Here is a 17,099-nt window from a genome sequence, read left to right on the forward strand (position 1 = left end):
CATGTCGACCGATTCGGGCGTGACCGTCGTCCGCAGCGACGAATACCACCGCTACGAGGTGCGCGTCGACGAGGAGCTCGCCGGATTCACCGAGTTCCGCATCGAGCAGCCGGGACGGTTGCGCTTTCCCGAGACGATGGTGATCCCGAGCTTCCGCGGGCGCGGACTGGCCGGCATCCTCGTCGCCGAGGCGATGGCCGACGTGGCCGCCCGCGGCGAGACGGTCGTGCCGCTGTGCCCCGTGGTCGTGCGCTACCTGCATGAGCACGACGTGCCGGGGCTCGTGGTGGACTGGCCCGAGAGCCGCTGAGGTCGGCAGCCCGCGAACCCGCCCACCGAGACGCGCGCCCTCACCGAGAACGAACGCCCACACTGAGAATCGGCACCCGTCCGAGAATCGCGGCGTCGCCCGGAGTCTCGGCCAGGATGCCGATTCTCACGAAGTGGGGGACGCCGCGCGGCGCTGGTGGGCGACGCCGGCCGGGCGGCCGAACGACTTAGGGTGGCCTCACCTGACCCGGTAAGCTGGGCCGATGCCCGCACGCGCCGCCCTGTCCACCCGCACCCTGCTGGTGTGCGCGGCGATCGGCGTCGCGGCAGGGATCGTCGGCGGCATCGCCGGCTGGGTGACGCCGGTCGTGATCGCGACCATCCCGATCGTGTACGGGTTCGTGCTGGGCGCGCACGTGATCCCCGGCATCATCGCGCAGGAGGTGCTGCGCCTGCCGTGGGTGGCCCTGATGTCGCACGTGCTCGCGGCGCTGGTGGCCGGCGCGATGGCGCCGCAGTGGGCCGGACGCTTTCTGGGCACCGCGGTGCTGTTCGGGGGCATCCAGGAGCTCGTGGCGGCGGCCACCCGCTACCGCGTGTGGCGGGCGTGGCGGTTCTTCATCTCGGCGGTGATCATCGGCCTCGTCGTCGCGGCAGTGGTGGCGCTGGTGGTGAACCTCGGCTCGCTGGCCCCGTGGGCGCAGATCTCGTACCTGGTGCTGTCGGTGCTCGGCCCGGTCGCCTGGACGGCCCTCGCCCTCGCGATCGGCAGCGGACTGCGACAGGCCGGCATCGGGCGGCGATGAACGACCCACTGCTGCTCGTGCGGGACGTCGCGATCCGCTACGCCGGAGAGATGGCGTTCACCCCCGCCGGCGCGTCGTTCCAGGTGCGCCGCGGTGAAGTGGTGCTGCTGCTGGGCCCCAGCGGGTCGGGCAAGTCCACGCTGACGCGGGCGCTGAACGGGCTGATTCCACACGACATCGAGGCCGAGGTGTCCGGCACGGTCACGGTCGACGGGCTGGATGCCGCGGCCACGCCCATCTCGGTCCTGTCGACGCGGGTGGGCATGGTCTTCCAGGACCCCGACGCGCAGCTGGTCACCGGCACAGTGCTGGACGAGGTCGCGTTCGGACCCGAGAACATGCGGCTGCCGGTCGCCGAGGTGCTCGGCCGCACCGAGGCGGCGCTGCGGCGCGTGGGCCTGTGGGACCGGCGCCACGAGAACCCCGACGGCCTCTCGGGCGGCGGCCGGCAGCGCCTCGCGATCGCCGCGGCGCTCGCGCTCGGGTCGTCGCTGCTGGTGCTCGACGAGCCCACCGCGAACCTCGACCCCGCCGGCATCGACGAGGTCTATGCAGCACTGGCCGAGGTCGTGGCATCCGGCGACCGCGCCATCGTGCTCGTCGAGCACAACCTCGACGCGGCGATCGGGCTCGTCGACCGGGTGGTGGTGCTGGATGCCGCGGGCCGCACCGTCGCGGACGGCACGGTCGATGCCATCCTGCGCCGCCGCGCGGCCGAGCTGCACGCGTTGGGAGTGTGGCTACCTACCTCGGCGCTCGCAGCGCTCCGGCTGCGCGGCGCCGGATACCCGCTCGACCCGCTGCCGCTGACCCCCGCCGAGCTGCGCGCCGCGCTCGAGGCGGCGCCCGCCCCGGCCGCGAGCTCTGCCCCAGCCGTGCGCAATGCCCCACTCGGCGAAGGAAGGAGAGTCCTGCCAGAGCAGGAGGTCTCCCGCCCGGATCTCCTTCCGCCGCCGGGATCTCCTGCTGCCACCGCCGCGCCGGCTGCCACCGCCGCGCCGGCGGCTCACGACGGCGCGGCCGGCGACCCCCTGATCACGGTGCGCGGGCTGACGCTGCGCCACGGTCACGCCGAGGTGCTGCGCGACGTGGACCTCGACATCCACCCCGGCGAGTTCATCGCCGTGGCCGGCGCGAACGGGGCCGGCAAGACGAGCCTGGTGCAGGCGATCGCGGGGGTGATCCGTCCGCCGCGCGGCACGGTGCGCATCGACGGAGTCGACATCACGCGGATGAAGGCCCGGCATGTGGCCGAACGGGTCGGATTCGTGTTCCAGAACCCCGAGCACCAGTTCATCGCGCACACCGTGCACGACGAGCTCGCGCACGGCCTGCGCCATCTGCCGCCAGGCGAGGCCAAGGCGCGCGTCGCCGACGTGCTGGCGCGATTCGGCCTCACCAGTCGGGCGGATGTGCACCCGTTCCTGCTGTCGGGCGGACAGAAGCGTCGGCTGTCGGTCGGCACCGCCCTGGTCTCCGGTGCGCCGGTGCTGGTGCTCGACGAGCCGACGTTCGGGCAGGACCGTGCTCGCGCCGACGAGCTGCTCGAGCTGCTCGCACGGCTGGGCGCCCACGGCACGACCGTGATCGTGGTCACCCACGACATGCAGCTGGTGACCGAGTACGCGAGCCGCACGATCATGCTCGGCGGCGGCCGGGTGCTGGCGGATGGCCCGACCAGCCAGGTCTTCGCCGCCCGCACCCTGATCGATACTGCGGGGCTGCGCCTGCCGCCGCTGCGCGCGGCGCTGTCGGGGCTGCGCGGCCACCCCGAGCTGGCCGGCATCTCGCGGCTCGCCGACCTGCCGCACGACGCACCCGACCCCGCCGGCCCGGCCCACGCCACGTCCGCCGGCGCCACCGACCCGGCGAGCCGCAGCATCCAGCCCACCCGCGACGAGGGAGGCGGGGCATGACCACGGCATCCCTGCCCGTCGACCCGTACGCGCCGATCGCCCCCGCGTCGCCGGTGCGGTTCCTGTACGGGGTGAATCCGCTGGCCAAGCTGCTGGCGCCGGCTCCGGCGATGGTGCTGCTGGTGTTCGTGCGCGACGCCGCGACACCGATCGCGTTCCTCGCGCTGGCCTGTCTGATCGTGCTCGTGGGTGCGCGGATGACCGGCCGTCTCGCGCTGCTGATGTTCGTCGCGGTGCCGGTGCTGGTCGCCGTGATGGGGCTCGGCTTCTCGCTGTGGACCGACCCGGCCGGCGTCGACCGGTCCGTCGCGGTGCTGCGGATCGGTGGATGGACGCTGTATGCCGGAGCCCTGCAGGTCGGCTTCGCGACCGGGCTGCGGCTGGCCGCGATCATCGCGCTCGCCCTGATCGCCGGGGTCGCCACCACCGGGCCCGACCTGGCGCGCTCGCTCGTGCAGCAGCTGCGGGTGCCCTACCGGATCGGCTACACGGCCATCGCGTCGTTCCGGTTCGTGCCGCGGTTCCGACGCGAGCTGCAGACGATCCGGCAGGCGCACCGGGTGCGCTCGGCCGCCGAGCCCCGCAATCCGTTCGGCGCACCCGCGCGGGTGCTCGGCTATGTGGTGCCGCTGCTGGCGGGCGCGATCCGGCACGCCGAGCGGGTGGCGATGGCGATGGATGCCCGCGCCTTCGGCGCGTTCCCCACCCGGACGGAGCGCCACCAGGTGCCGTGGCGGGTGCGCGACATGGTGTTCGTCGTACTGCTGCTGGCCGCGTCGGCCGCCCTGTTCTGGGCACTCTGGCCCTGAGCCCCGTCGAGGCGTCGCCGCCGGCGGCTGACTGCTGCGCGCCGAGCAGGGGATGGCCCGACCCGCACTCTGCATCCCACGCGGCCGCACCGCGCCGCGCCTCAGCGCGGCCCGTGCCCGGTCGTGCGCACCGGCCCGAGCCCGGTCGGCGGCAGCGGCAGGGCGGGGCGGCCGGGGGTCAGGCCCGCCGCCGCCATCTGCAGCGGGAAGTGGCAGGCGACCAGATGCGGCCGCACACCGGGGGGCGCCGCGGGGCCGTCCTGCGCGCTGCCGCCGCCGATGCGCAGCCGCGGCTCGACCTGTGCGCAGATCTCCTGCGCCGCAGGGCAGCGGGTGCGGAACCGGCAGCCGCTGGGCGGGTTCATCGCCGACGGCAGCTCGCCGCGCACGCCGAGCTTGGCCTTGGCCCGCTCGGCGACGGGATCCGCGACCGGAATCGTGTCGATCAGGCCGCGCGTGTAGTGGTGCTGGGGTGCCGCGTACACCTCGGCCGCCGGCCCGATCTCGACGATCTTGCCGAGGTACATCACGGCGATGACATCCGACAGGTATCGCACGACCGACAGGTCGTGGCTGATGAACAGATAGGTCAGCTCGCGCTCGCGCTGCAGCTGCTTCATCAGATTCAGCACCTGCGCCTGCACCGAGACATCCAGCGCCGAGACCGGCTCGTCGGCCACGATCAGCGCCGGCTGCAGCGCCAGCGCTCGCGCCAGACCGATGCGCTGGCGCTGCCCGCCCGAGAACTCGTGCGGGTAGCGCTCGGCCGCGCGGCGCGGCAGGCCGACGTCTTCGAGCAGCTCGTCCACGCGCCGGTCGCGGTCGCGCCCGGCGCCCACATGCTGGATCTCCAGCGGCTCGCGCAGGATGGCCCGCACCCGCATCCGCGGGTCGAGCGAGGCGTACGAGTCCTGGAACATGAACTGCACGTCGCGCCGGTTCTGCCGCCGGTCGGCCCGGTTCCGATGCGCGAGCGGGCGGCCGCGGAACAGGATGCGCCCATCGGTGGGCAGCTCCAGCCCGACGATCAGACGGCCCAGCGTCGTCTTGCCGCAGCCCGATTCGCCCACGAGCCCGACGGTCTGGCCGCGCGAGATCGTGAAGCTGGCCGACGCGACCGCGCTGACCGCCCCGATCTTGCGCCGCAGCAGCGCACCCCGGGTGACCGGGAAGTCCTTGACCAGCTTGTCCAGCTGCAGCAGCGGCGGGCCGTCGTCCGGGATGAACCGGGTCGGCGCGACCCATTCCCGGTCGTCGCTGTGCGCGGCGGGTTCGGCCGGCGAGCGCTCCAGGATGATCTGCACGGGCGCGGGCATCGGCTCCTCGCGCGGCACGAAGCAGGCGAACCGGTGCGGGCCGTCGTCGGCGGGAACGTCTTCGAGCTGCGGCACCTCGCCACGGCAGCGATCGATCGCGAACCGGCAGCGCGGGGCGAACCGGCACGCCGGCGGCGGATCGACCAGGTCCGGCGGCAGGCCCGGGATCGAGTACAGCCTCTCGCCGGTGCCGGCGGCTCGCTCGGGCAGCGCCTCGAACAGCGCCTCGGTGTAGCGGTGCCGCGGCGCATGGAACAGCGTGTGCGTGCCGGCGGTCTCGGCGACCTTGCCGGCGTACATCACGACCACCCGGTCGGCGCGGCCGGCGATCACGCCCAGGTCATGGGTGACCAGGATGACGGCCATACCCAGCTCTTCGCGCAGCGAGTCGATCAGCTCGAGGATCTGCTTCTGCACCGTGACATCCAGCGCCGTGGTCGGCTCGTCGGCGATCAGCAGCTTGGGCCGGCAGATCAGCGCCATCGCGATCATGACGCGCTGGCGCTGCCCGCCGGAGAGCTGGTGCGGGTAGCTGCGCATGCGCTGGACGGGGTTCGGGATGCCGACCAGATCCAGCATCTCGAGCACCTGGGCGCGGGCCCGTCCCGCCGACATGCCGCGGTGCAGCAGCAGCGGCTCGGTGACCTGCTCTTCGATGGTCTGCACCGGGTTCAGGCTCGTCATCGGGTCTTGGAAGATCATGCCGATGTCGCCGCCGCGGATCCCGCGCATCGCGCTCTCAGGCAGCGTGACCAGGTTCCGTCCGTCGAAGACGACGCTGCCGCCGACGATGTGACCGCCCGGCGGCAGCAGCCGCTCGATCGACATCGCCGTCATCGTCTTGCCGCACCCGGACTCGCCGACGAGCCCGACGGTCTCACCGGCATCCACCGAGAACGACACGTCGTTCAGCGCATGCACCACGCTCTTGCTGAGATGGATGTCCGTGCTCAGGCCGGATATCTCCAACAGCGCCATGTCCTCATCATCCCCCTTGCGATGCGCCCGTGTCAGCGACGCTGCAGGCGCACCTCGACGGAGTCGCGCAGGCCGTCACCGACCAGGTTCACCGCGACCACGACGAGGATGATGGCGAACCCGGCCGGGTAGATCAACCACCAGTAGTTGAGGAACACGTACTGCGTCCCGTTGCTGAGCATCCCGCCCCAGTCGGTGGCCGGCGGCGAGATGCCCAGGCCCAGATAGCCGAGGTACGCGACCAGCAGGATCGCGTCGGCGACCTGGAAGGTGGCATTGACGATCACGGTGCCGATCACGTTCGGCATGATGTGCCGAGTGACCGAGCGCCACGACGACCCGCCCATCACGCGCACCGCCTGCACGTATTCCCGCACCCGCAGGGTGAGCGATTCGCCGCGCACGAGCCGGGCGGGCACGAGCCACGCCGTCAGCCCGATCACGAAGATCATGACCGGCAGAGACGGGCGCACGATCGTGACCAGGAACAGCAGCAGGAACAGGATCGGGATCGCCAGGATGGCGTCGACGATGCGCATCATGACACCGTCCACGATGCCGCCGAAGAAGCCGGCGATCGCACCCCAGACGGTGCCGACGATCGTGGCGATGGCGGCGGCGGCGAAGCCGACGATGAGCGAGGTCTGCCCGCCGACCATGAGGCGGCCCAGCACGTCGTAGCCCGACCCGTCGGTGCCGAGGGGATGCCCCGCCCCGGGCGCGAGGTTCGCGGAGGTGAGGACGACGGTGACCTGGTCGGTGCGGTAGATCAGCGGGCCCACGAAGCAGAACAGCACCGCGAGGGCGACCACCACGAGCCCCACGATCGCCAGCCGGTTCTCGACGAAGACCTCGAAGCCCAGCCGCAGCAGGCTCTTCGGCCGTCCCGTGATGGCGCCCCCGGCGGCGAGGGATGCCCCCCCGGGCACGGCTGCGGCACCCGCACCGGGTGCCGGTTCGGCGGGAGGGATCCCGCCCACCTGTGTCGTCATGGCGCCATCCTCACAAAGTCACCCGCGGATCGATCGCCGCCAGCGAGACGTCGGCCAGGAGGTTGCCGATCACGGTCGCGAACGCCGTGATGATGACCACGCCGATCTCGACCGGGTAGTCGGACTGCTGCGCCGCCTGCCAGAACAGCAGCCCCATGCCGGGGAAGTTGAAGATCGATTCCGTGATCAGGGCCCCGGCGAACAGCGCCGGCAGCGACAGGCCGAGCAGCGTGATGATCGGGATCAGGGCGTTGCGCAGCACGTGCCGCCACAGCACTCGCGACGACGAGGCGCCCTTCGCGCGCGCCGTGCGCACGTAGTCCTGGCTGACGTTGTCGAGCACCGAGGAGCGCATGTAGCGGGAGAACCCGGCGATCCCCAGCAGGGCGAGGGTCACGATCGGCAGGACCATGGCGCTGAAGTCCTGGAAGATCGGCACGACGCCGTTGGACTGGGGTGCCTCGGGCGGGAACCAGCCCAGGTACGACGAGAAGACCTCGATCATGATGAGGCCGAGGAAGAACGTCGGGGCCGCGTAGAAGATGAACGAGAGCCCGGTCGCGACGTAGTCGAACGTGCGGTTGCGCCGCACGGCCTGATAGATGCCGATCGGGATGGCGACGATGACCGTGAGGATCAGCGCGAACACCGCCAGGATGATGGTCTTCGGCAGTCGCTCGACCAGGAGCGATCCGACCGACTGGTTCAGCACATAGGAGAATCCGAAGTCGCCGCGGAGCCAGCCGCCGACGGTCGTGAAGTACTGCACCACCAGCGGCTGATTCAGGCCGTTGGCGACGTTGAACTGCTGGACCTGCAGCGCCGTCGCGCGCGGCCCGAGGATGGCCCGGGCCGGCCCGCCGGGCAGCGAGTGCAGCAGCAGGAAGACGATGATCGTCACCACGAAGACGACGAGCACGGCCTGCAGGAGGCGACGGACGATGTATCCGACCATCACCTGCGCCCCCTGCCCGTCCGTGCTCTCGTCGTCACTGCATCATCAGTAGTGCCAGTCCTCCGGGGTGATGTAGCCATAGGGGTTGTTGGACGTGTAGCCCTTCAGCCCGTTGGCGATCTCGGTGAGCGAATACGTGTAGTTCGGTTGGTAGATGACCGGAACGTTCTTGGCCATGAAGTCCTCATACGCCTGCATCACCGCCGTGCCGCTCTGCGTGTTCGTCGCAGCGATCAGCTTGTCCAGCTGCGGATTGGAGTAGCTGCCCGAGTTCGATCCGGCACCGGTGGCGAACAGCAGTTCTCCGGTCGGATAGAAGTCGGGTGCGTACACCCAGCCGCCGCCCCAGTTGCCCATCTCCCACGTGCAGGTCTTGCCCGAGCACGGCACCGTCGCGCCGGTGACCGTGTTGAACGGCTCCGGCTTCAGGTTCAGGGTGATGCCGACTTGCGCCGCGTTCGACTTGAACGAGGCCATCGCGGTGTCGATCGTCGCGTTGCCGCTCGCATACGGCAGCGCGAAGGTCAGCTTGGCTCCGGAGGCGATGCCCGCACCGCAGTCGCCGGACGCGGTGCCCGGCTTGACACACGTGGTCACGCCACCGGGTACGACCTTCCAGCCGTTGTCGGTCAGGTACTTCGTCGCGCCCGCGATGCTGAACGGATACGGATTGTTCTTCTCGGTCTGCGACACCAGCGGGCTGTCCGGGAACAGCGGGACGGGGCCCGTCGTCTCGACGCCGTAGTTCTTCGCGGTGGACGAGATGATGCCCTTCTGATCGACGACCGACTGCAGTGCCTGACGGATGTACAGCTGCTTGAAGATCGGCCCCACGGTGGGGTTGTTGTAGTTGATCGGGAAGTAGTTGAACCCGTACAGGAACCACGGCAGCAGCTCGTAGTTCGCGCTCAGCGGGTTGGGGCCGGGCGTGGCGGGCGAGGTGTTCGCCGGCTTGGCCTTGGCGATGTCCTGCGTCGGGATGTAGCCGACATCCAGCGTGCTGCCGCCGCGCAGCACGTTGAACTCAGCCGTGTCCGTGGTGAACGGCACCATCTTGAACTCCTTGACCTGCGCCTTCTGCGGGCCGGAGTAGGTGGGGTTCGGCACGAACGTGACGTGGCCGTCCGAGTTGAAGCTCTGCAGCTTCCACGGTCCGTCCACGACCGACCAGATCTTGCTGGTGGCGTAGCCCGGCAGGTCCTTCGACTGCGCGGTCAGATACGTGAACACGGCCTTGCAGCCGCTGACGTTCGTCGCGCAATCGCCCTTGGTGGTGGCGCTGCTCATGTCCCAGGCCGCCGGCATCGGGGTGATCTGGCTCAGCTGGTTGAACAGGAACCACTGCTGGCTGTATGCCTTGTCGGTCGTCAGCACCACGGTCGTGTCGTTCGGCGCCTTCGCGCTGACGATGTTGTCGGGGAACTGTCCCGGTGCGTAGCCGGCGTAATTGGCCTTCTCGGCCTTGTCCATGTTGATCCAGAACAGCACGTCCTGCGCGGTGAGCTTCTCGCCGTTGGACCAGGTGTACGGCTTGAGCGTGATCGTCACGGTCTTGCCGCCGTTGCTGTACGTCGGCTCGTTCGCGAGGCTCAGCGAGTCGTCGACACCGGTCTTGCCGTTGTCTCCGAACCAGTACAGCGTGCGGTACATCATGGACTGCATCTCGGCATTGGTCACCGAGAAGTCGGCGATAGGCGAGAACGGCCAGATCCAGTTCGGCACGGTCCCAGGCGGCAGCGCCCACGAGATCGTGTCGGCCGATTTGCCCGGTGCGTTCGCGTTGGGGGCAGACGTCGGGTTGTTCGCCGATCCGCCTGAACACCCGACCAATGCCATGGATGCGGCGGCGACGATCACTCCTGGTATCAGGAGTCGGCGCCAGGCGCCGGAGGAATGAGTTTTCATGCTGAGCCTCCCGGCTTGAGCTCGTGCGCCGAGCGCCAGGATTGTGTCAGCGCTCTCGCTGCGGGACCTTCTTCCCCAAGTAAGCGCTCCGTAATGACAAAGACTCCCCAGTGCCGGCTGAGTGTTCTTCCTGTGCCGGATCAGAACTCAGCGAAAGGCGCCGCCCGCTCGCCGCGCACAGGGCAGTCGAGGGATGCCGCAGCCGGCCGGCCGCGGTATCCCTCATCGGCTGGTCTACTTGCGGCCGGTCACCTGCCGCGCGACGATCTCGCGCATGACCTCGTTGGTGCCGCCGTAGATGCGGTGCACGCGGGCGTCGGCCCAGGCGCGGGCGATCGGGTACTCGAGCATGTAGCCATAGCCGCCGTGCAGCTGCACGCCCAGATCGAGCACCTCCCACTCGCGCTCGGTCGCCCAGAACTTGACCTTCGCGGCCTCTTCCGGGGTGAGCTTCTTGTCCTTGTAGAGCAGCATTGCGCGGTCGATATACGCCCACATCACATCGACGGTGGTGGCCATATCGGCCAGCCCGAAGCGGGTGTTCTGGAAGTCGGCGACCGGCTGACCGAACGCCTCACGGCTCTTCGTGTAGTCCAGCGACCACAGGAACCCGGCCTCGGCGGCAGCCGCCGCCGCCACGCCGATCGACAGCCGCTCCAGCGGCAGGTTCATCATCAGCTGGATGAAGCCCTTGCCCTCGGCGCCGCCGATCAGGTTCTCGTCGGGCACGAACACGTCGGAGAAGCTCAGCTCGGCGGTGTCCCAGCCGTGGAAGCCGACCTTGTTCAGCTTGCTGGAGTGATCGAAGCCCGCCATCCCGTCTTCGATCAGCACCAGACTGAACGCATCGGGGCGGTTGCCCTCGCCGGTCTTGACGAACGTGACCACGACATCGGCGGTCTTGCCGCTGGAGATGAACGTCTTCGCGCCGTTGACGATGTAGCCGCCGTCGGTCTTCTTCGCGGTCGTCTTGATGCCGCGCAGGTCGCTGCCGGCGCCCGGCTCGGTCATCGCCAGCGCGCCGATCACCTCACCGGTGGCCATCTTCGGCAGCCACTTCTGCTTCTGCTCCTGCGTGCCCATGTGCACCAGATACGGAACGGCCAGGTCGTCCTGGATGCCCAGGGCCCCAGCCAGCGAGCCGAGCCCGGCCTTGATGACCTCTTCGTTGACGATCGCACGGAAGCGGTAGTCCTGCAGCATGCCGGCGCCGCCGAACTCCTCGGGGACGCTCAGACCGAGGATGCCGGCCTCGCCGGCGGCGAGCATGGTCGCGCGGTCGACCTCGCCGTCGGCATCCCACTGCTCGCGCTTCTCGTTCGTGGCGTAGCGCTTGATGAACTCCTTGACGACGTCGCGGAACGCCTCATGGTCCTCGTCGTAGATCTCCCGTTCCATGGCGGGCGCACCTCTCTGTTGCCTGAGTCTTCATGGTGCGGCGCTGGCCTCACCTGCTCCGATCCTATTCGGCATCCAGTATCACCGGCGATGGCATTCAGTGCCAGCGACAACGAAACGGCGGATGCCGCGGTCCGGCCATGTGGGAGCGCACAACCTGCGTGAATTCAATCGGCGTAATCGGGTGCGGGCGGCAGCCCGAAGAACTCCTCGAGGGTGTGGAAACCGCCGTCGTGATAGGCCTTGGCGAGGTCGGTGCCGATGTAGCGCAGGTGCCAGGGCTCGGGCAGATAGCCGGTGACGCCGGTCTGGCCCTTCTGATAGCGCACGATCCAGCCGTACTGCCAGGCGTGCTGCACGATCCAGTGGCCCTGGGCGGATCCCGCCAGGTCGTCGAGGGTGCCGCATCGACCGTCGGTGCAGGCGACCATGTCGCCGGCCAGGCCGGTCTGGTGCTCGCTGTAGCCGGGCCGGGCGCTGACCAGATCGGCTTTGGCGGTGCCGCGCATGCCGACCTGCCGGCCGTACGAGCCCTCCTGGGTCTGGTACGAGCGGTAGCCGCTCTCGAGTGCTATCTGGCCGGCGCCGGCGGAGGCGGCGGCCCGCACCATCCGGGTGAGGGCGTCGGCGGCGTCGACCCGCAGCGGACTGCCCTCGACGCTGCGCAAATCGGCGGGCAGCTTCAACGGTGACGGCGCATATCTGAGCGGGTGGAACGGGCGCAGCTTGTCGATGAGCACCCAGGTGCGCGCCGGGTCGGCCAGCGAGACGCACGGCGCGGCGCCGGTGGCCACCGCGATGCGGAACTGCGCTCCACCGCCGGCCGCGGCGATGGCAGCGGCATCGTCGCCCGAGGCGAGCGCCGTCGCGAACGCAGGGGTGTCGCACAGGGCGAGGGATGCGGGTGCGGCCGCTCGTGGCAGCCGCACGGCGGGATCGGTGACCGACATCGTGCCGCGGGTGGCCGCCGGCGTCGATGCCGCCTCAAAGGGCTGCACCTGCGAGCCGGTGATGTCGGCCGACGCCAGCGTCTGGGGCGCCGGTTCCGGGGTGCTGCCGGCCCAGGCGGCGACGGCGGCGCCGCCGGTGACCACCAGCAGCGATGCCGCGGCGATCGCCAGTCGCGACCCCCAGCCGATCGGCCGGCGGCGGGCGTGGCGTGCCGCCGCAGACTCGCCGGCCTCGATCAGCGGCACCGGGATCGCGGCGGTGGCGGGGGTGGGCCGGGAGTGGCGTGGGGGTGGCGGCGGCTTGAAGATCGGCGGATGGGCGGGTGCGTCGACTGCGGCGTCGGCCCGGCGCAGGGCGTCGAGCTCGAGTGGGAGGGTCGGTGCCGGGTCTTCGTGCCCCGCCCTCCAGGCGGCATCCGAGCCTGCCGCCTGAACGGGGTCGGTCGCCACGGAACGGTCACGCAGCGTCCGCAGCGCGCGACGCGTCAGCGGAGCCGGCGCATGCGCCGCGGAGTGCGGGTCGGAAACCGTCACTCGGCCTATTCTGCCGCGCCGGCGCCGGGAATGCGAGAGGAGGGCTCTCGTTTCGAGAGTCTCGAACGGTATGTTGACATGTTATCGCAGTTATGTTCCCATGGAGAGATGCGGTGGCAGGGGCAGGAACTCGGTGTGGCGGATGCCGCGGCACTGCCCGGGATGGAGAGCCTGGACTCTCTCGTGCGTTCGGTGACCACACCCGAGTTCGCCGGCATCACGTTCCACGAGGTGATGGCCAAGAGCGCCCTCAACCATGTGCCCGGGGCATCCGCGATGCCGTTCGACTGGACGGTGAACCCGTACCGCGGATGCTCTCATGCATGCTCCTACTGCTTCGCCCGTGGAACGCACGAGTACCTCGAGATGGATGCCGGGCACGACTTCGACTCGCAGATCGTGGTCAAGGTGAACGTGGCCGAGGTGCTGCGCCGTGAGCTCGCGCGCTCGTCGTGGCAGCGCGAGCCGGTGATGCTCGGCACCAACACCGATCCGTATCAGCGCGCGGAGGGCCGCTACCGGCTGATGCCCGAGATCATCGGCGCGCTGGCCGATTCGGGCACTCCGTTCTCGATCCTGACCAAGGGCACGCTGCTACGCCGCGATCTGCCGCTGCTCCGCGATGCCGCGACCCGCGTGCGGGTCTCGCTGGCGATGTCGATCGCGATGTTCGACGACGCGCTGCAGAGCTCGATCGAACCGGGCACACCGGCCACCGCCGCACGGCTGGACACCGTCCGCGCGGCCACCGCGGCCGGATTCGACGTCACGGTGTTCCTGATGCCGACCCTGCCGCACCTGACCGACTCGATTCCGGCCCTGGATGACGCGCTGGCGCGGATCCGCGCCGCCGGTGCGGTGCGCGTGGTGTTCGGCGCCCTGCACCTGCGGCCGGGCGCGAAGGCCTGGTTCCTGCAGTGGCTGCAGCGGGCCCATCCCGAGCTCGTCTCGTCGTACCGCAGGCTGTACCCGGGGGTCTCCGCTTACGCGCCCAAGGAGTACCGCTCCTGGCTGAACCGTCGGGTGCGGCCGTTGCTGCGCATACGCGGCCTGGACGGCCACGCCGAAGAGGACGAGCCGCGCGGCACGCCGGTGCCGGGGCTCGCCGCCCGCCGAGCCGTGGTGACCACCTCGCGCGGGCGCGCAGCCGCCGGCCGCGATCGAGACGCCGCATCCGGGAACAGCCGGGTCGCAGGCGCGGCGGAGCGCCTGTTCTGACCTCGGCTGTGGGTGAGAAGCATGCCGGATCCGTCTGCCCAGGGCACCGGGGCGGTGAAACGCAGGATCCGGCATGCTTCTGAGACGCTCACCGGCGGCCGGCGAGCGGCGCGCGACCGCGGTCAGGCGATCGGGTCCACTTGCCGGCCGGCCAGCTCTTCGATGACATCGTCGCCGGGGCGCGCGTCGTCGAAGGCCACGTGGATCTCGGCGTTCTGCAGCAGCTCGGTCATCTTGCGGCGGCGCTGCCGCGCCACGAGTGTGACGACGGTGCCGGCCCGACCCGCGCGCCCGGTGCGGCCCGAGCGGTGCAGGTAGGTCTTGTGATCGGCGGGCGCGTCGGCCTGGATGACCAGGTCGATGTCATCGACGTGGATGCCGCGGGCTGCGACATCCGTGGCCACGAGCACGCTCACCTTGCCGTCGGTGAGCCGCTTCAGGTTACGCGTGCGCTTGGCCTGGTTCAGGTCACCGTGCAGGGCGACCGCACGGATGCCGGCGTCTTCGAACTGCTCGGCCAGCATCTCGGTGTACGCCCGGGTCCGGGCGAAGACCAGGGTCTTGCCGGGACGGTCCACCAGCGAAGTGAGGATCTCGGCCTTGTCGCGGTGGTCGATCACGAGCACCCGGTGGTCGATCGTGCCGGAGTCCTGATCTTCGCCGGCGACCTCGTACACGGCCGGCTCGACGAGGAACTCGTCGACCAAGGCTGCGACCTCGCGGTCGAGGGTGGCCGAGAACAGCAGCTTCTGGGCGCCGTCGGCGACCCGGCGCAGAATGCGCTGCATCGGCTCGAGGAATCCGAGCTCCGACATGTGGTCGGCCTCGTCGAGCACGACGATGCGCACCTGTGACAGGTCGAGCTTGCCCTGGTCGATGAGGTCTTCGATGCGCCCCGGGGTGCCGATGATGATGTCGACGCCCTTCTTCAGCGCGCCGACCTGACGCGCCTGCGGCACGCCGCCATAGATCTGGGTGGTGAACAGGCCCACGCTGCGCGCGATCGGCTGCACGGTGCGGTCCAGCTGCAGCGCCAGCTCGCGCGTCGGCGCGAGGATCAGCGCGCGCGGCGCGCGACCGAACTCGCGCTTCTGCCCGGCCTGCGAGCGCAGGATCGACTCGACCAGCGGAGCGCCGAAGGCGATCGTCTTGCCCGAGCCGGTGCGGCCCCGGGCCAGCACATCCTTGCCCTCGAGGATCGCCGGGATGGTGGCGGCCTGAATCGGGAAGGGGTGCGGCGCGCCCAGGCCCGCCAGGCAGTTCACGATGTTCTCGCCGAGGCCGAGGTCGGAGAACGACGCGGTCGAGCCCTCATCGGCCTGGACGGTCTGCGCCTGCAGCCGCTCATAGACGACATCGGCCTGCTCTTCGTGGTGCGCCGGCTTGGTGCGACTGTCGTCGGCGCGGAAGGATGCGCGATGCACCGGCGCCGACGACCGGTGGTCGTCGCGATGCGCCGGGCGGTGCGACGGACGGTCACCGAACGACGGCCGGTCGTCCCGGCGGGCCGGACGGTCACCATACGACGGACGACGATCACCGTACGAAGGCCGATCATCGCGGCGGGCCGGACGGTCACCGTATGCGGGCCGGTCGCTGTGTCGCGCGGGACGCTCATCCCGACGACGATCTTCGCCGTAGGGCGGACGACGGTCGCCATACGAAGGCCGGTCATCACGGCGGGCCGGACGGTCACCATACGACGGGCGACGGTCACCGTACGAAGGCCGGTCATCACGGCGGGCCGGACGGTCACCATACGAAGGCCGGTCATCACGGCGGGCCGGCCGCTCATCCCGGGCGCGGGCATCCCCGAAAGACCCTCGCCGATCGCCATAGGCGGGGCGCCCATCGCGGTACGGGGGATGCTCGTCACGACGACCGTCGCCGGCCGGACGCGTCGCGTGCGACGCGCCGCGGACGGCACGGTCGTCGGCGCTCCAGCGGCGCTTGCCGACGGGGGACTCGCTCTCGGCCGCGCGGTAGCCGCGGTGGCCGGGGCTCTTGCTGCCGGGCTTGCCGGTGGATGACTCACCGGGGCGTCGCTTGGTCTTGGACGCGTAGCGCGGGTCGAAGTTCTTCGCGGGCCGGCCGCCGGCCGGCTTCTTGCTCTTGGGCATGGAGGTGTCCTTCTGGGTTCTCTTGCACGAGAACAGCGCTCGAGCAGGCTCGCTCGAGCAACCCGGACGTCGTGGGCCGGGGGCCATTCTGGTGATCACATGTGCGTCGATCGACACTCACCATCGGCCCCTTGGACTCACAGACCCATCCGCTTTCAGCGCGGTGTCCAGAGCCGACGGCACCAGACTAGCGGCCCTGGCTGGGAACTGACCGGCCAGGCAGGGCGACATTCATCCACTTGAGCGAATACACTTACCTGGACGGCATCATCGTCGTACTGGGGCAAGGGAGACCTGCATCCGGCGGCACACGTGAGTCGGTCTGGGGACCGGCGCGGGTGTGGCGCCCCGATATCGGTGGGGAACCCGATGACTTCACTCGCACTGACCGGCAAAGTCAGTGCTGTCGGTGTGCCTGGGCGAGTGCTGCCGTGGCCGTCCACCCCGGCGCTGGCCGCCGCCGTCATCGTGCTGATATCACTCGGCACATCGATCTCGATCGCGACCACATCCGATCACACCTGGTGGCAGCTGGCGTTCAGCGAGCTGGGCACCGTGCGCGATTTCTCCGGCCGCACCTTCAACATCACCCTGATCGTCACGGGCATACTCGTCCTGACATTCGCACTGTGCCTGCGTCGCGACATGTTCGCACTGCAGGATCTGCGCGGCGTGAAGCGATCCAGCAGCATCAGCATCCTGATCGGCAGCGCCGCCGTGCACTTGAGCGTGGTCGGGATGATCCCGGTCAACGTCAACACGTTCTGGCACGAGCGCGCCGCGTCGGGCATCACGCTGTCGTTCCTGATCGCCTTGCTGGTCGTGGGGCTGCGCCGCCGCCACTATTCCGCGACGATGCTGCGCACCACCGCTCTTGTCGCCGGCGTGCTCGTGGTCGGGATCGTCGCCATGATGACCGGCTTGCTCACGCT

The 17,099-nt window shown here is 70.0% G+C and carries 13 protein-coding genes and 1 pseudogene; 7 read left to right on the forward strand and 7 right to left on the reverse strand.

From position 1 onward, the window contains the following. The first annotated feature begins 1 nt into the window (after window position 1). The 4 genes from ABD705_RS00405 (at window position 2) to ABD705_RS00420 (ending at window position 3,801) form a co-directional block, all read left to right on the forward strand. Window positions 2-310: a GNAT family N-acetyltransferase gene (locus tag ABD705_RS00405; RefSeq protein WP_344779392.1), complete on the forward strand. Its 309-nt coding sequence runs from the start codon at window positions 2-4 to the stop codon at window positions 308-310. Window positions 311-533: 223 nt separating this feature from the next. Then, window positions 534-1,076: an ECF transporter S component gene (locus ABD705_RS00410; RefSeq protein ID WP_344779394.1), complete on the forward strand. Its 543-nt coding sequence runs from the start codon at window positions 534-536 to the stop codon at window positions 1,074-1,076. After that, a complete protein-coding gene (locus ABD705_RS00415; RefSeq protein ID WP_344779396.1) occupies window positions 1,073-2,992 on the forward strand; it encodes an ABC transporter ATP-binding protein in 1,920 nt (639 codons plus the stop codon). The genes ABD705_RS00410 and ABD705_RS00415 overlap by 4 nt, the downstream gene beginning before the upstream one ends. Further along, window positions 2,989-3,801 carry an energy-coupling factor transporter transmembrane component T gene (locus ABD705_RS00420; RefSeq protein ID WP_344779398.1) on the forward strand — a complete coding sequence of 271 codons (813 nt, stop codon included), beginning with the start codon at window positions 2,989-2,991 and terminating at the stop codon, window positions 3,799-3,801. Before ABD705_RS00415 ends, ABD705_RS00420 begins: the two co-directional genes overlap by 4 nt. Before the next feature lie 101 nt (window positions 3,802-3,902). On the opposite strand, the gene ABD705_RS00425 is transcribed toward ABD705_RS00420, so the two are convergent. The 4 genes from ABD705_RS00425 to ABD705_RS00440 are packed head-to-tail and all read right to left on the reverse strand — an operon-like array spanning window position 3,903 to window position 9,695. Then, window positions 3,903-6,095, reverse strand: a complete 2,193-nt coding sequence (locus ABD705_RS00425) for an ABC transporter ATP-binding protein (protein WP_344779400.1) — start codon at window positions 6,093-6,095, stop codon at window positions 3,903-3,905. 32 nt (window positions 6,096-6,127) lie between these two features. Next, a complete protein-coding gene (locus ABD705_RS00430; RefSeq protein ID WP_344779402.1) occupies window positions 6,128-7,087 on the reverse strand; it encodes an ABC transporter permease in 960 nt (319 codons plus the stop codon). A 10-nt stretch (window positions 7,088-7,097) separates the two neighbouring features. After that, window positions 7,098-8,042 carry an ABC transporter permease gene (locus ABD705_RS00435; protein ID WP_344779404.1) on the reverse strand — a complete coding sequence of 315 codons (945 nt, stop codon included), beginning with the start codon at window positions 8,040-8,042 and terminating at the stop codon, window positions 7,098-7,100. Between the two features lie 45 nt (window positions 8,043-8,087). Next, window positions 8,088-9,695 (reverse strand): ABC transporter substrate-binding protein, encoded by a 1,608-nt coding sequence (locus ABD705_RS00440; RefSeq protein WP_344779406.1) that lies wholly within the window; start codon window positions 9,693-9,695, stop codon window positions 8,088-8,090. Between ABD705_RS00440 and ABD705_RS00445 the strand changes: the two genes are divergently transcribed. After that, on the forward strand, window positions 9,682-9,939 hold the full coding sequence (locus ABD705_RS00445; protein ID WP_344779408.1) for a hypothetical protein: 258 nt from the start codon (window positions 9,682-9,684) through the stop codon (window positions 9,937-9,939). The genes ABD705_RS00440 and ABD705_RS00445 overlap by 14 nt on opposite strands. A 242-nt stretch (window positions 9,940-10,181) precedes the next feature. Here ABD705_RS00445 and ABD705_RS00450 read toward each other — a convergent pair whose 3' ends face one another. Continuing rightward, window positions 10,182-11,345, reverse strand: a complete 1,164-nt coding sequence (locus ABD705_RS00450) for an acyl-CoA dehydrogenase family protein (RefSeq protein ID WP_344779410.1) — start codon at window positions 11,343-11,345, stop codon at window positions 10,182-10,184. Window positions 11,346-11,512: 167 nt separating this feature from the next. Next, window positions 11,513-12,829, reverse strand: a complete 1,317-nt coding sequence (locus ABD705_RS00455) for a M15 family metallopeptidase (protein ID WP_344779412.1) — start codon at window positions 12,827-12,829, stop codon at window positions 11,513-11,515. A 108-nt stretch (window positions 12,830-12,937) separates the two neighbouring features. Between ABD705_RS00455 and ABD705_RS00460 the strand changes: the two genes are divergently transcribed. Beyond that, on the forward strand, window positions 12,938-14,047 hold the full coding sequence (locus ABD705_RS00460; protein ID WP_344779414.1) for an Rv2578c family radical SAM protein: 1,110 nt from the start codon (window positions 12,938-12,940) through the stop codon (window positions 14,045-14,047). A gap of 122 nt (window positions 14,048-14,169) precedes the next feature. Here ABD705_RS00460 and ABD705_RS00465 read toward each other — a convergent pair whose 3' ends face one another. Further along, window positions 14,170-16,167: a DEAD/DEAH box helicase gene (locus tag ABD705_RS00465; protein ID WP_344779416.1), complete on the reverse strand. Its 1,998-nt coding sequence runs from the start codon at window positions 16,165-16,167 to the stop codon at window positions 14,170-14,172. A 369-nt stretch (window positions 16,168-16,536) separates the two neighbouring features. Between ABD705_RS00465 and ABD705_RS16045 the strand changes: the two are divergent. Beyond that, window positions 16,537-17,097, forward strand: a pseudogene (locus ABD705_RS16045) (DUF998 domain-containing protein); the annotation flags it as partial. Window positions 17,098-17,099: the final 2 nt, after the last annotated feature.

Origin of the sequence: Microbacterium kribbense (genome assembly GCF_039537285.1) — a bacterium.
GTDB lineage: Bacteria > Actinomycetota > Actinomycetes > Actinomycetales > Microbacteriaceae > Microbacterium > Microbacterium kribbense.